At 41.0% G+C, this 15,162-nt stretch carries 10 protein-coding genes; 4 read left to right on the plus strand and 6 right to left on the minus strand.

Annotated features, from left to right (window positions below):
* Positions 1-559: 559 nt before the first annotated feature.
* The 4 genes from HQ39_RS00985 to HQ39_RS01000 all read left to right on the plus strand — a co-directional run bounded on the left by HQ39_RS00985 (position 560) and on the right by HQ39_RS01000 (position 6,195).
* Positions 560-2,491, plus strand: a complete 1,932-nt coding sequence (locus HQ39_RS00985; RefSeq protein WP_036862810.1) for an NAD(+) synthase — start codon at positions 560-562, stop codon at positions 2,489-2,491.
* A gap of 28 nt (positions 2,492-2,519) precedes the next feature.
* Entirely contained in the window at positions 2,520-4,130 is a 1,611-nt protein-coding gene (locus tag HQ39_RS00990; protein ID WP_036792272.1) for an ABC-F family ATP-binding cassette domain-containing protein, read from the plus strand.
* Between the two features lie 120 nt (positions 4,131-4,250).
* Positions 4,251-5,174 carry a hypothetical protein gene (locus tag HQ39_RS00995; RefSeq protein WP_152565466.1) on the plus strand — a complete coding sequence of 308 codons (924 nt, stop codon included), beginning with the start codon at positions 4,251-4,253 and terminating at the stop codon, positions 5,172-5,174.
* A gap of 16 nt (positions 5,175-5,190) precedes the next feature.
* A complete protein-coding gene (locus tag HQ39_RS01000) occupies positions 5,191-6,195 on the plus strand; it encodes a hypothetical protein (protein ID WP_036862814.1) in 1,005 nt (334 codons plus the stop codon).
* Between the two features lie 138 nt (positions 6,196-6,333).
* On the opposite strand, the gene HQ39_RS01005 is transcribed toward HQ39_RS01000, so the two are convergent.
* From HQ39_RS01005 to recQ, 6 genes are all read right to left on the minus strand, one after another.
* Entirely contained in the window at positions 6,334-7,632 is a 1,299-nt protein-coding gene (locus HQ39_RS01005; RefSeq protein WP_036862816.1) for an acetyl-CoA hydrolase/transferase family protein, read from the minus strand.
* A 137-nt stretch (positions 7,633-7,769) separates the two neighbouring features.
* Positions 7,770-10,631 (minus strand): aminomethyl-transferring glycine dehydrogenase, encoded by a 2,862-nt coding sequence (gene gcvP / locus HQ39_RS01010; RefSeq protein WP_036862819.1) that lies wholly within the window; start codon positions 10,629-10,631, stop codon positions 7,770-7,772.
* A gap of 47 nt (positions 10,632-10,678) precedes the next feature.
* Positions 10,679-11,326, minus strand: a complete 648-nt coding sequence (locus tag HQ39_RS01015) for an MBL fold metallo-hydrolase (protein ID WP_052079299.1) — start codon at positions 11,324-11,326, stop codon at positions 10,679-10,681.
* Complete coding sequence (rsmG, locus tag HQ39_RS01020) at positions 11,323-11,952, minus strand: 16S rRNA (guanine(527)-N(7))-methyltransferase RsmG (protein ID WP_036848948.1); 630 nt, start codon at positions 11,950-11,952, stop codon at positions 11,323-11,325. The genes HQ39_RS01015 and rsmG overlap by 4 nt, the downstream gene beginning before the upstream one ends.
* Positions 11,953-11,977: 25 nt before the next feature.
* Positions 11,978-12,901, minus strand: a complete 924-nt coding sequence (locus tag HQ39_RS01025; RefSeq protein WP_036792290.1) for an RsiV family protein — start codon at positions 12,899-12,901, stop codon at positions 11,978-11,980.
* Between the two features lie 22 nt (positions 12,902-12,923).
* Positions 12,924-15,110, minus strand: a complete 2,187-nt coding sequence (gene recQ, locus HQ39_RS01030; RefSeq protein ID WP_036848949.1) for a DNA helicase RecQ — start codon at positions 15,108-15,110, stop codon at positions 12,924-12,926.
* Positions 15,111-15,162: the final 52 nt, after the last annotated feature.

Consider the following 15,162-nt stretch of genomic DNA (forward strand, 5'->3'; position numbering starts at 1 on the left):
TACAAAAATAGCAATTTTATTTGCTCTTTCTCTCAAATTTCCTACAGGTGAGGAAAACGGGCATTTTTAGGTATCTCCATTCTCGCAGATAAGATCTGCTTCCGGTATGTATAGGACGTCCTGCAATCTTCTCTTTACAAAGATTTTTTCTGATACCGGGAGAGTATTTGTTTTTGATCTGTTTACAAGTTATGATGAACGTGTTTATAATGTTCTTTTAATCTATAAAGAGTTACTAATCAAATGCTTATTTTTGGAAGTCAAGGCTTGAATTTTACAAATCAAGCCTTGACTTATGGCATTCAAAGTTTGGTTACAAATCTTTAACGGGAATAGAGCAAGATTTTACTGTATTAAACGCTGTTTTTGAAGCCGTTTACAAGAGAATTTATCGCCGGATGGTGTAAGAAAGCGTCAAGAAAAGAGTAGAGATGGCAGTTAAGCAGGCACAACAATAGGTAGATTGATAAATCTTCCCTACCTTTACACTAAAATCATTCAACATACAGAATAAGAAGATCGAGAACAACAGACCAATAATCTACGTGTATAGCGATATATGAAACATGGATATGTAAAAGTGGCAGCAGGCGTGCCATTTGTAAAGGTTGCAGACTGTAACTACAATATAGAGCGCATAGAGCAGCTCATCTTTAAGGCTTGTGAAAAAGGGGTGGAGATTATCACCTTTCCCGAACTGTGTATTACGGGCTATACTTGCTCGGATCTGTTTATACAGCCATTCCTGCAACGGCAGGCAGAAGAGGCGCTTTGTACTTTGGTGGAGCGCACCAAGGAGACAGACATCCTTGTTTTTGTCGGTATGCCTATCCGTGTGGAGCAGCGTCTATACAATGCCGCCATTGCTTTCCAAAATGGTAAGATCTTGGGTGCCATCCCTAAAACGTTCCTTCCCAATTATAGAGAGTTTCAAGAGAGACGCTGGTTCTCTTCTGCCAATGAGCTTTCTCTCTCGCATATCAATATCAAAGATTTTGTTGTACCCATCGGACACAATCTCCTGTTTAAGTATAAACAGATAGGAATAGGTGTGGAGATCTGCGAAGATATGTGGACAGCGACACCTCCGGGAACACGTCTTTCTCTCTACGGAGCACATATCATCTTCAACCTTTCCGCAAGTAACGAGAATGCCGGAAAGCATGCTTATCTGAGAGCACTCATTAGTGGCAACTCGGCACAAGCGATATGCGGATATGTGTATGCTTCCTGCGGATACGGAGAGAGCTCTACGGACTTGGTTTACACCGGGAAAGCATTCATCGCGGAAAACGGAGAGATTTTGTCGGAAATGGAGCGTTTTGAATATGGTGAACGCCTATTGATAAACGATATAGACGTAGAATATATACGCACGGAACGGCTTATCAATACCTCGTTTAAGAGTGTGGCTTCCGTGGTGTGCACGGAAGAGATGACGGAGATACCTTTCTACCTTAACGAGGTTAAAGAGTACGATATGACTCGCCCCGTGGAGAAGTATCCCTTTATGCCCTCTTCCAAAAACTGGAAAGAGCGTTGCCAAGAGATGTGGGATATACAGATGTCTGCTCTCTTCCAGCGTCTTATCCATATCGGAACGAAGAAAGCCGTGATAGGTATAAGTGGTGGTCTGGACAGCACGCTTACTCTGATGGTTGCCGTGCATGCGTTCGACTTTATGGGTTGGGACAGAAAAGGAATCATAGGAGTAACGATGCCGGGTTTTGGAACATCGGAAAGGACATACAATAACGCCAAAACCATGATGAACGGACTCGGTATCTCCACCAGAGAAGTAGAGATCACCGAATCTGTCCGAGACCATCTTGCTGCCATAGGACACGATGGAAAGAGCTACGATGTTACGTTTGAGAATGCTCAGGCCCGTGAACGCGCTCAGATCCTTATGGATATAGCCAATATGGAAGGAGCTATCGTGTTGGGAACAGGAGACCTTTCGGAGCTGGCTTTAGGATGGACCACCTTTGCCGGTGATCATATGTCGATGTACAACGTGAATGCCTCTATTCCAAAGACTGTCGTGCGTCTGATGGTAGAACATATTGCCGATAACGGTGGTTATGAAAAGGTTGTGGAGGATGCTCTAAGGGATGTCTTGAAGACTCCGGTAAGCCCGGAGCTTCTCCCCGAAAAGGATAAGGATGGTACCAACAGGCAAAGCACGGAAGCTATTATAGGTCCGTACGAACTGCATGACTTTTTCTTGTATCACATGATACATAATGCTTTCTCTCCGACAAAGATACTTTTCATGGCAGGCAAGGCTTTTGGAGATAAGTATTCTAAGGATATGCTGAAGCGTACAATGACCACGTTTATAAGGAGATTCTTTAGCAATCAGTTTAAGAGAAACTGTAGCCCGGATGCTCCAAAGGTTGGAGCTATCACACTCTCCCCAAGAGGAGGATGGCGTATGCCGAGTGATGCAGTGGGAGAAATGTGGATAAGAGAAATAGAAAAGTTTTAATTTATAGACAAAGAAGAAGCGATATTAGATGATTACACTTAGCGAACTAACTATTCAGTTTGGAAAGAGGGCGTTGTTTCAGGATGTCAATATGAAGTTTACATCCGGAAACTGCTACGGAATTATAGGTGCCAACGGGGCAGGGAAGTCTACTCTTTTAAGAGCTATAAGTGGAGACCTTGAACCGACAAAGGGAAGCGTGATCCTCGGACCGGGCGAACGGTTGTCCGTACTAAAGCAAGACCACTTCGAGTTTGACGAGTTTAGCGTTATGGATACAGTCCTTATGGGACACTCTGTGCTCTGGAATGTGATGAAGGAGAAAGATGCTCTCTATGCCAAGGAAGACTTTACAGACGAGGATGGTATCCGTGCTGCAGATCTTGAAGAAAAGTTTGCCGAAATGGAAGGATGGAATGCTGAAAGCGATGCAGCCATACTTCTCTCCGGACTTGGAATAAAAGAGGATCTGCACTATGCACAGATGAAAGACTTGAGTGGTAAGGAAAAGGTTCGTGTTCTTCTTGCCAGAGCGTTGTATGGTAAGCCGGATAATCTGCTTCTGGATGAGCCTACAAACGATTTGGACCTCGATACCGTACATTGGTTGATAAACTATCTTGCAGACTTTGAGAATACCGTTTTGGTCGTTAGTCACGACCGCCACTTCCTCGATTCGGTGTGTACGCACACCGTGGACATAGACTATGGTAAGATACAAATGTTTGCAGGGAACTACAGCTTCTGGTACGAAAGTTCTCAACTGGCTCTCAGACAACAGCAACAGCAAAATAAAAAGTTGGAAGAGAAGCGGAAAGAGCTTGAAGAGTTTATTAGACGCTTTAGTGCTAATGTCGCTAAAAGTAAGCAGACAACCAGTAGAAAGAAGATGTTGGAAAAGCTCAATGTGGATGAGATACAGCCTTCATCTCGCCGCTATCCGGGTATTTTGTTCCAACCGGATAGAGAAGCCGGAAACAAGATATTGGAAATCAAAGGGCTTTCATACAAACTGGATGGAGAGTATCTCTTCAAAGATCTGAACTTTAATATCGAAAAGGGCGAAAAAGTAGTCTTTTTGAGCCGAGATCCAAGAGCTATGACAGCATTCTTTGAGATTATAAATGGCAATGAGAAAGACTATGAGGGAGAGTATGACTGGGGGCAGACTATCACAACTGCTTATCTTCCTTTGGATAACACAGCCTTTTTCGACACAGATATGAATCTTATAGAGTGGATCAGTCAGTTTGCAAAAGATACAAACGAGGTCTATCTAAAGGGGTATCTTGGGCGGATGCTCTTTTCCGGAGAGGAGATTCTTAAGAAAGCTTCTGTACTTTCCGGAGGGGAGAAGATGCGCTGCATGATCTCTCGCATGATGCTTAAAGATGCTAATGTTTTGATATTGGATACCCCTACGAATCATTTGGATTTGGAATCTATACAAGCATTTAATAACACTCTGAAGACTTACTCCGGTAATATCTTATTTGCAAGTCATGACCATGAGTTTATACAGACCGTAGCCAATCGCATCATAGAGCTTGGACCTAAGGGACATATAGATAAGCTTATGGAGTATGACGACTATATTGTGGACTCTCTCGTAGAGTCGCAAAGAGAGCGGATATATTAGACTAAGGGTATATCCGCTGATTGTGAGAGTGTAAGTATTCAGACCTAAAACCTTAAAAAGATGAGAAAGTTTATTTTTTGTATTGCTGCTATGTGCACCCTGTTTTTTACAGGAAGAGAGATGAAGGCACAAGAAAAAACAATTAACTGGGAAGGTAAACCCATCTTGCGCGTCTTTGGAGAGTATTCCCAAGGGCTAAATAAAAATACTCCCTCTCAGTTTATCCTTAATCGGAGCTATCTCGGTTATAGTATAACAACAAATACTCCTTGGAGCGGAGAAGTGGTACTCGATTTAGCTCCCGTAGACGGAAGGTATCAGATGATGCCCAAGTACGCCTCTGTAAATTATGATGTGGAGAAGCTAACCGTGAGAAGCGGTCTTGTGGAAACCGGTGTTGGCTTTGAGCATGAGATAGAATGGGGACATCGCTACGTGGGACCGGCTTTCCTTTATGTGCATGGCTTTGCATCCAGTGCTGACTTGGGTGTATATCTCAATTATCGTCCGACAGACTATTTTAAGCTATACGCTTCTGTAACGAATGGTGAAGGATGTTTCAATCTGGCTGTGGACAGTCGCATTCAATTTTATTCCGGTATCAACATCAGCACTCCTGTGGGATTAAGGCTGAATGCACTTGCTGCAATTACTCCGGATTTGAAGGTCGGGAATGCTCCGAAAGGGTTTGCTCCCAGAACTCTATTGGGAGGTATGGTTGCCTATAATACCAAACCATTTAGGGTTGCAGCGGAATATAATGTACTATCTCACGCTCAATTTGGTGAAGATGATGGTATTGTTAAGGGAGGAGCTATCTATTCTACGGTCTATTTGAAGCCGGAGCTTTCTCTTTTTGCCAGATGGGATCATGTGGATATTAAGGTAGGAAAAACCGATAAATCTATACCAAAGGATGTTATATGTGGTGGGCTTTCTTATCGCTTCAATAAGTATTTTGGGGTGTTCCCGTACTTCAAGTATGCGAATGTTGATGGCTATACTACCGCCTCTTTGGCTCTTGGTATTGACTTCGTATTTTAGTAGAGAATAAAACAGTATGATAAAGGTAGGAATAGTAGGGAGTGAAGGTTTTATGGTGGGCGAGCTTATAGCTCTGCTCATAAATCATGAGGATGTAGTACTGGAAAAGGTTTATGCTCCGGAGCATGTTGGTGAGATGGTTTCCCATATTCATCCGGGGCTTTTCAACTTTAGAGAAATTGTTTTTACGGATAATGCAGACTTCTCGGAGTTGGAGGTTCTTTTCGTTTGCCTTAACAGCGCACGGGCAAAAGCTTTTTACTCATCTCATATACTGCCAGAGAGCTTGAAAGTTATAGACTTCTCTTATGAACTGCGCCCACTGGATGAACAGCGAGTGGCTAAGACAGCAGAACTTTGTTCCGGACGGGAGTTTGTGTATGGCTTGCCTGAAATGAATAGAAGGGCTATCTGTAATGCCTCATCAGTTTCTGTACCGGGAAGTTTTGCAAACTCCGTCATTGTCGGACTCATTCCTTTAGCCAAGCATCTGCTCATGAATAGTGAGCTGCATGTCTCTTCCGTAATAGGACACACTGAGAATGCTGCAAGACCACAAAGTACGGCTATTCATTATGATTCGATGAGTGATAGGATTACTCTTTATCACCCCTTTGAGCACAGACAAACGAAAGAGATGGAATATGCTCTGAAATGCTGTCAGAACAGCTTTACTCAGCCGATTAACTTTTTGCCTATACGAGGGAACTTTGTTCGAGGAACCTATGCTTGTACCTACTTTGACATAGATGTCTCTTTGGACGAAATAAAGAAGTTTTATAGAGAACATTTTGATGATCATTCCTTTGTCTATATTCAGGATACTGTTCCAGATATTAGACAAGTGGTAAATACCAATTATTCTATAATCCATTTGATGAAGTACGGAAGAAAACTAATGGTTGTAAGTGTGCAGGACAATCTTCTTAAAGGTGGAGCAGGAACTGCAGTACATATTATGAACTTGATGTGCGGATTGGTAGAAACTACCGGTCTGAAACTAAAACCGGTAACTTATTAGGAATTTATCCTTTTTATATTGCCAAGGATATATAGACTCGTTTATATAAGAAGCAACCGCTTTGAAATAGCTCCTAAGAAACTATTCAAAGCGGTTGCTTTCGTATATCAAGTAGTTTGAACCTTTTTGTTGGTTGGATTAGAAGATCTTCTTAATATTGAAGCGAGTATAAGCCTCTTTTTCCAACTCTTCTCTGAATCGAGGATCTGCAATAGCGCATAGTGCCAATGCTCGTTCCCGTTCACTTTTTCCAAACAGATGGGCAATACCGTGTTCGGTAACTATGTAGTCAACATCCGTCCTGCCTGAAGTAACGTTGTTTCCGGCTGAAAGAGATGGAACGATGCGGGAAATAGTTCTATTCTTTGCTGTTGAGTGTACAGTAATAATACTCTTTCCTCCTTTGGAATATCTTGCTCCCCGAAGGAAGTCTACTTGTCCGCCGGTACCACTGTATTGTCTTCCATTAACTTTTTCGGAGCAGAGCTGTCCGTATAGGTCAACTTCTATCGTAGAGTTGATGGATACAAAGTTTTCGTTTTTCCCAACTTCAAAAGGATTGTTTGTGAAGTCCACAGGGTAAAGGAGAATATCTTCGTTGTTGTGCATGAAGTCGTACATCTCTTGAGACCCCATGGCAAATGCAGTAAGTACTTTATTGGGTAAAACTCCTTTTTTTGATCCGTTGACAGCTCCGCTCTTAATCAGATTCATGATGGCATCGGTCATCAGCTCTGTATGTATCCCAAGATCTTTTCTGTCGTGAAGTTTGGAGAGCACAGCCTCAGGTACGGAGCCAATTCCTACTTGAATACAAGCACCATCCCCAATAAGTGAAGCACAATACTCTGCTATTTTTTGATCTGTCTCTGTAATGGGAGAGGAAGCAATGGTAAGATTCTCCATGGGAGCTTCGACCATGAAATCTATTTCATCTACTGACAGAAAATTGTCTCCATACACATACGGCAGGTTAGGGTTGACCATTGCAATAACTCGCTTCGCTGCTCTTGCCGCAGGTAGGGTATAGTCAGAAGCCAGAGACAAGGAGCAGCGACCATTGGCATCGGGTGGGGTTACTTGAATAAAAGCCCAATCCGGTTCGTATCCTCCTCCGGGGAGAAAGTGATATGGAATAATATGAAAGTGCATTGGTACAAACTCTGCACGATTATCTGCCACAGCATCTCTCATAGCTCCTCCGGTGATGAACGGAGCTCGTGTCTGGAAGTGAGCTTGAGCATCGGGGCGTGTGTGAACAGGGTCTCCCAAATAAATTAGGTGGAATATCTTTACTCCAAATAATCTTTCTCGCTGACGATATAACTCTTCTAATAGTAAGATTGGAGAGACCGCTCCATGTCCAAGAACTATCTTATCATTACTCTTGACATGAGATATAGCCTCTGTAATAGAGACATAATTGCATTTTTTCATATAGCGATAAGTGATAATAGTGTTTAGTATAAAAGAGAAAGGTGTACTCTACCTCTATATTGAATCGAAGCAGAGTACACCTTAAGGTTATATGTCAAAGTCTATTTTAACGAACATAATTAGTTCTATGCGCCTCGTTAGTTTTCCACAACGCAGCAAGACATTGTAGCTACTAAGTTACGATCTCCAAAACCTCCATCTGCTCGAGCAACATTGATCCAGAACTTATTCTCTAACAAATATGGAAGAGCAAATGCTGCTTTACTTCTTGAGTATGGGAATGGCCATTCATCTGCTGTAACTTCATATTGTGGGTGTGGAGCATTTTTGAGAACGTTATTCGCAGGATCTGCTTTTCCTTCTTTCACTTCCTCTATCTCACGACGGACACATCTCATAACGTCTATGAAGCGGTTAAGCTCATCTAAGCTTTCACTCTCGGTCGGCTCTATCATAAGTGTGCCATGAACAGGGAATGACAGTGTTGGAGCATGATAACCAAAGTCCATAAGACGTTTTGCGATATCGGTCTCATCTATTCCTGTCTCTTCTTTCAACTTGCGACATTCCAAGATAAGTTCGTGTCCTACTCTGCCTGTTTTACCGGTATATACAATTCCATACTCTTTTTCCAAGCATTTAGCCATGTAGTTTGCACTAAGAATTGCTATAGCGGTACTTCTCTTAAGACCTTCTACACCTAACATTCTAATGTATGCATAAGTGATACCGAAGATCACCGCACTACCAAATGGTGCTGCAGATACTGGAGTAACACCATCTCCATAGATGAGAGAATGACTTGGCAAGAATGGTTTAAGGTGTTCTTTCACACATATAGGACCTACGCCAGGACCACCTCCACCATGAGGAATGGCAAATGTTTTATGTAGATTCAAGTGGCACACATCCGCTCCGATATATCCCGGATTGGTAAAGCCTACTTGTGCATTCATGTTTGCACCATCAAGATAAACTTGTCCTCCGTTGTCATGAATAATTTGGCAAAGCTTCTTTATCTCCGGTTCAAATATACCATGAGTAGAAGGATAAGTAATCATTGTTCCGGCAAGACGATCTGCATTCTCCTTTGCTTTCTTTTCAAAGTCTTCCACATCTACATTACCATCATTATCACAAGCCACTGTTACGGTTTTGTAACCACATTGGATAGCACTTGCAGGGTTGGTACCATGAGCAGAGATAGGAAGAAGTATAATGTCTCGATGAGATTGTCCTATAGATTCATGATAATTTCTGATAGTCCTAAGACCTGCATATTCACCGGACGCCCCGGAATTAGGTTGAAGGCATGCATAAGGTAATCCCGTAATCTCTCCAAGATAGCCGGAAAGGTTGTCCAACATTTCCATATATCCCTCTGTCTGATCTTTAGGAGCATAAGGGTGTATGAAGGCGAATTGAGGATTACTTAGAATGAATAGTTCTGACGCTGCATTCAGCTTCATTGTGCATGATCCGAGAGAAATCATAGAGTGCGCCAAAGAAATATCTTTTCTTTCCAAACGCTTGATATATCTCATGAGTTCTGTCTCTGTATGATACTTTTCAAAGACATCAAAGCGCAAGAAATTGCTTTTACGTACCATACTTTGTGGTAGCTTAGCTGTGCATCTATCCGAGTCGTAACATACGTCGGTATCAACTTCCAGACCTTTAGCCTGAGCAAAAATATAGTGGAGCATTCCCAAATCGCTTTCTAATGTTGTCTCATCAACAGAAATACCGATGGTTCCACTCTTATCATATCTGAAATTAACTCGTACTTCTTCAGCTATTTCTCTTATTTTGGCGATTTCTTGTTCTGAAAGTGATTCTAAGACAATGGTATCAAAGAATGACTCACTCTTTATTTGGTAGCCAAGATCTTTAAGAAGAATAGCCAAACGGTTGGCATACCCATGCACTCTTTCTGCTATATCTCTCAAGCCATCTGCCCCATGATATACAGCATACATACCTGCCATTGTCGCCAAAAGAGCTTGAGCTGTACAGATATTTGATGTTGCCTTTTCACGTTTGATATGTTGCTCGCGAGTTTGAAGAGCTAAGCGATATATTGGACGATCATTACGATCTTTTGACAGACCAACTATGCGACCCGGTATAGATCTTTTATAGTCATCATGAGCTGAAAGGAATGCAGCCGAAGGACCACCAAAATACATAGGAATACCGAAGCGTTGCGAAGAACCAAAGACTATATCGGCTCCCCATTCTCCAGGAGGAGTTAGAATGGCAAGAGAAAGAATATCTGCGGCAACTGCAATACGTACATCTATTGCGTGAGAACGTTCCACGAGTTGAGTATAATCTTTTACCTCTCCATTGGCGTCAGGATACTGAACAACTATTCCAAATACATCTTCGGAAAGTTCTGCACTAAATACATCGCATACTTCTACGGAAATACCTTGAGGAATAGAACGAGTGGTAATAACATCTATGGTTGACTGCCATACTCGTTCATCTACCAAAACTTTAGTTGCTTTCTTTTTGGATTTTGGAAGCGTATTGTGCAGCATAGCCACGGCCTCTGCTCCGGCTGTTGCTTCATCCAATAATGAGCAGTTTGTTAAAGGAAGACCGGTAAGTTCCGTTACCACTGTTTGGAAGTTGAATAATGCCTCCAAACGTCCTTGAGAAATTTCGGCTTGATAAGGAGTATATGAAGTGTACCAGCTTGGATTTTCAAGAATATTTCTCTGTATTGGTGCAGGAGTGCATGTGTCATACCATCCCATACCTATATAAGATGTAAAGACTTTATTCTTGCTACCTAACTCAGAGATATGTTCTATAAGCTCTCTCTCTGTGAGTGGAGATGGAAGGTTAAGTTCCTTAGGAAGATGTATATTTGAAGGTATGGTTTGTTCTATCAGTTCGTTCAAACTTTTAACTCCCACACATTCCAACATTTCTTGTTGATCTTTTTCCGAAATACCTACGTGACGGATAGAAAAATCTAATGTATTCATATCATGATTAAGAATAATGGATTTTTATAATGTTTTTGATAATTATGCTATAACCTAAAGAAAGGATTTGTTTGCTGTTCAATGCCGACCGTTGTACTCGGCCCATGTCCGGAATAAATTGTGGTTTCAGAAGGCAACGTATAAATCTTATCGAATATGGACTGTTCTAACACTTCGTAAGATCCTCCCCACAGATCGGTACGCCCTATTCCCCCTGCAAATATAACATCTCCTGAAAACATACATTGCTGTGTTGGTAAGAAAAATGCTACGTGTGCCGGAGAGTGTCCTGGTACCGATAGTACTTGTAGTGGTTCTCCAATAAGTGTTTTCATATTAGGATCCAAGGCCTCAAAACATGTATCATCTAATTTAGAATCAAGTGTTAAACCAAAGGCTCGTAGCTGATCTTTCAAAGAGGGTAATATTTCTCGTTCTTCTTGAGATACGTAGGTCTTAATGCCAAAAGAATCCCATACGAACGGGGCACCCCAAACATGGTCAAAATGAAAATGAGTAGCAAGAGATATGTTTAGAGTAAGATTCTTCTCAGATAAGAAAGATAGGATTGTATTCCACTCTTTAGGGTTTGAAGCACCGCAATCTATAAGAACTGCTTCTCCTTTTTCATTGTACAGGAGATAGCTATTTTCTCCCGCCAGATTAAATGAAAATGTCTTTATATGTAAGATCATAAGGGCAAGAAAACTACTTTTTTCGATTCAAAGAATGGCAGATCAAAATACTCCAAAATGTTTTCTTGGATAGCTATATTTTTTACATTTCGTAGCTCAGCCTCCAAACTCCCTCCTTTCAAAGCTATTATCCCATTGGGGATGCCATTTTTCTGATTTTTTCTATCTATTAGTTTTTGAGCTAGTCCTCTTAAAATATCCATAGATAGAGCTCCACGACTTACGATAAATTGATATTTGTCATTCAGGTTTTCCGCTCTTGTGTGAATGGTTCTCACATTTTCAAGTCTTGTCTTTAATATGACATCATCAACCACTTTCAGCTTTTTCCCTATACTGTCTATTAAGGTAAATTTTGCTTCCGGGAACATAATGGCAAGAGGTATTCCGGGAAAACCTCCCCCTGTACCAATATCAAGGATTGTAGTGTCATGCTTAAAGGAGACAAACTTTGCTATGGCAAGAGAGTGCAAAATATGATTGCAGACAAGGTTGTCTACATCCTTTCTGGATATAACATTTATCTTGCTATTCCAGTCCAGATAGAGACTCGGTAACAAGCTGAACTGCTCTTTCTGACGATCTGTAAGAGAGGGAAAAAATTTATATATAAGCTCTACATTCATAAAGATCGAGTGTATATAATATTCTCTACAACGAAGAGTCTATTATTAAAGGTTCTTTGAAAACGGGCTTTAGATCACTATACGGAACGTTCACTTCTATTCGCCCCATAGACGAAGGAGCGATTTCGTAAGGATCGAAGATAAATGTCAAGCCGGTATCTGAAAAATAAAAATCTTCTCCGACATGAATATCGGAGTAATGAAAAAAGCCTTTGTTACTTAAATCTTCCTCCGTTACGGCAGAATAGTCCCTCATTAGGGCTTTAACCACAAAACTTGATACTAACTCTTCAGAGTTAAGGTTGATAATAGAGTCCAAGTATATTCTGCTACCTTTTTCCAAGTCTATGTTATATGCAGCAGAACGAATGGTTTTATCATCCTCTCCCAAGCTGCTCTCAACAAACTGTACCACGGAAGCAACATTATGTTTATTGTATATCAAAGAATCTTTCACAGAGATAAACCAAGTAGATGCCGACGAGAGCTTTTCATCCTCAATATCGCCAAACTGCATTGCAGTGTAGTAAGATTTAAGGTTGGCCTTGAAGTTATCAATGTAAGTAGAGAAATAAGAATTAACTCTCGACTCTTCCGTATTACTCTTTGTTATCGCATACTGTTTAGGTGAGACAAAAGAGAGTATCCTATGTATATTTTGCTCTAAAACACTCAAGTTTTTAGATAAAACTTTAGGGGAGATAAGAGACATTTCTATATAAAGAGTGGCGACTTTAAGTTCTTTTGTAACAGCCGCATCTATCCCCCAAGCCAATAAAGAGTCTTTGTTTATCGCTATGAGGGTATCTCTTCTGATATTGTTCCAGGAAATAGAAGAGTTCAGATCTTCTATTTTCTGAGAATCGTTCTCTTCTTCTTTGGCAATGCAAGATGTACTGATATGTGCCAAAAGAAGAAAACAGGAGAGAAGAAAAAGAGATGCCTTCATAGAAACTTACCGGGGATGTTGTTTAATTAGCCACATCGGACAAGAAATAAATTCTTACCAGCCTTACCTCTTCTTCTTCAATATCGGGACCGAGTGCTTCTATTGCGGTTTTTAAGTCGTCGGTAGTGGAGTTCTTGAAATATTCAAAGATTTCTTCTGTCTGCTCTTCATCCAAAAGATCTTTTATGATATAGTCTATATTTATTTTCGTTCCACTATACACGATCCCCTCTATTTCATCAAGAAGTTCATCAAATTCCAGATTGAAGTTATTGGCAATATCCTCAAGAGACACCTTTCTGTCTATGAGCTGAACAATGGAAACTTTAAGTTTGGACTTATTGGGAACTATCCTGATTCTGATATCTTCCGGTCTCTCGATCTCATTCTCTTTAACATAAGAGCTTATCAGTTCCACAAACTCAGCTCCATAGCGTTGAGCTTTGTTTTGTCCTACTCCCGAAATATTGGATAGTTCACTTATGGTTACCGGATAAAACATCGCCATATCGTTCAGACTTTGCTCTTGGAATATGACGTAAGGAGGCAAATCCAACTTTTTGGCAATCTTTTTCCGTAGATCTTTCAGCATTGAGAATAAAATGGGGTCGGACGCTCCGCCACCGGACCCTTTAAGCTCTACATCTTCGCTGCTTTCTTCGGAAGCATCTTCCATCTGAATCGTAAAAGAAGTGGGCTTCTTACGAAAAGACTTTCCCTTTGTTGTCAGTTTAAGTACTCCTAAGTTTTCTATATCTTTTGAGATATATCCATCTATGAGAGCCTGTCTTATTACGGTTTCCAGCTTTTCTTTATCCTCTTCTACTACGGAACCAAATTCCTCAAGGTCGGCATGTTTATAGGTTGTTACATCAGCAGTTTCCTCTCCGGAAAGTATCGTGATTACATATTCGGCAGGGAACTTCTCCTTTAGTGCCGCAATTGCGTCCAATACGTTAAGTAATAAATCTTTTGCTTCCACTTGCTTTGTTATTCTTTTACAGTTGTCACAGTTACAACAATTAGCTTGTTCGTAAACCTCTCCAAAGTAATGCAGCAGGAATTTGCGTCTGCATATAGAGGTTCGAGAAAATTCAGAAACATCAGACAGTAACTGTTTGATGATTTCCCTTTCATTTACACTTTTATTTTTGGATATAAGAAACTTTTCCAGCTTTTCCATATCCTTTTCATCATAGTAGGCAATACACAGTCCTTCTCCTCCGTCTCTTCCGGCTCTTCCGGTCTCTTGATAATATCCCTCGAGGCTTTTAGGCATATCGTGATGTATGACAAAGCGTACATCCGGCTTGTCTATCCCCATACCAAAAGCAATGGTCGCTACTATCACATCCGCATCCTCATTCAGAAAAGCATCCTGATTTGTGCTTCTCTGTATGGAATCCATGCCGGCATGATAAGCCATCGCTTTTATGTTGTTTGTCTTCAGAAGCTCTGTTATCTCATCTACTTTCGTCCGGCTCATACAGTAGATTATGCCTGTCTTGCCTGTATGTTGCTTTATGAAGCGAATCATATCTTTTTCAAATTCGCTATTCTTGTGTCGAACTTCGTAGTAGAGATTCTCTCTGTTGAAGGAGCTTTTATAGACTTTGGCATTTACCATGCCGAGGTTTTTCTGGATGTCGCTTTGCACCTTAGGCGTTGCGGTTGCTGTCAGAGCGATTATAGGTTTAGTACCTATCTCATCCATCAATGTCCTTATCCGGCGATATTCCGGACGAAAGTCATGTCCCCATTCAGAGATACAGTGAGCTTCATCCACTGCATAGAAAGATATGTTTATCTGTCTAAGCAGTTCTATATTGTCTTGTTTTGTAAGACTTTCAGGAGCTACATATAAGAGCTTTGTTTGCCCCGAGATAACGTCCGCTTTTACCTGCTCTAATGCCGCCTTATTCAAAGATGAATTGATATAGTGTGCCGTTGATTCTTTTTCCGTGTATGAACGGATGGCATCAACCTGATTTTTCATCAATGCTATCAGCGGAGATATTACAATGGCTGTCCCTTCCAACATAAGAGCCGGGAGTTGGTAGCAAAGGCTCTTTCCTCCTCCCGTAGGCATCAACACAAAAGTATCGTTACCCTCTATGATACTTTGAATAATCTCCTTTTGTGTTGCCTTAAAAGAGTCAAAGCCAAAGTGCTTTTTCAGATGCTCTGTCAGTCGTAAAGAGTTAGCCATTATTACAGATAATAAGTAGTATTGGTATCTATAGTCTTAAAAATATTGCTTT

The organism is Porphyromonas sp. COT-108 OH2963, assembly GCF_000768895.1.
GTDB lineage: Bacteria > Bacteroidota > Bacteroidia > Bacteroidales > Porphyromonadaceae > Porphyromonas_A > Porphyromonas_A canoris.

Excerpts from the sequence above, each read along its gene's own strand:
- HQ39_RS01025 (WP_036792290.1), bottom strand. The coding sequence starts at position 12,901 with ATGAAGGCATCTCTTTTTCTTCTCTCCTGTTTTCTTCTTTTGGCACAT.
- HQ39_RS01000 (WP_036862814.1), top strand. The coding sequence starts at position 5,191 with ATGATAAAGGTAGGAATAGTAGGGAGTGAAGGTTTTATGGTGGGCGAG.
- HQ39_RS01005 (WP_036862816.1), bottom strand. The coding sequence starts at position 7,632 with ATGAAAAAATGCAATTATGTCTCTATTACAGAGGCTATATCTCATGTC.
- recQ (WP_036848949.1), bottom strand. The coding sequence starts at position 15,110 with ATGGCTAACTCTTTACGACTGACAGAGCATCTGAAAAAGCACTTTGGC.
- rsmG (WP_036848948.1), bottom strand. The coding sequence starts at position 11,952 with ATGAATGTAGAGCTTATATATAAATTTTTTCCCTCTCTTACAGATCGT.
- HQ39_RS00985 (WP_036862810.1), top strand. The coding sequence starts at position 560 with ATGAAACATGGATATGTAAAAGTGGCAGCAGGCGTGCCATTTGTAAAG.
- HQ39_RS01015 (WP_052079299.1), bottom strand. The coding sequence starts at position 11,326 with ATGATCTTACATATAAAGACATTTTCATTTAATCTGGCGGGAGAAAAT.
- gcvP (WP_036862819.1), bottom strand. The coding sequence starts at position 10,631 with ATGAATACATTAGATTTTTCTATCCGTCACGTAGGTATTTCGGAAAAA.
- HQ39_RS00995 (WP_152565466.1), top strand. The coding sequence starts at position 4,251 with ATGAAGGCACAAGAAAAAACAATTAACTGGGAAGGTAAACCCATCTTG.
- HQ39_RS00990 (WP_036792272.1), top strand. The coding sequence starts at position 2,520 with ATGATTACACTTAGCGAACTAACTATTCAGTTTGGAAAGAGGGCGTTG.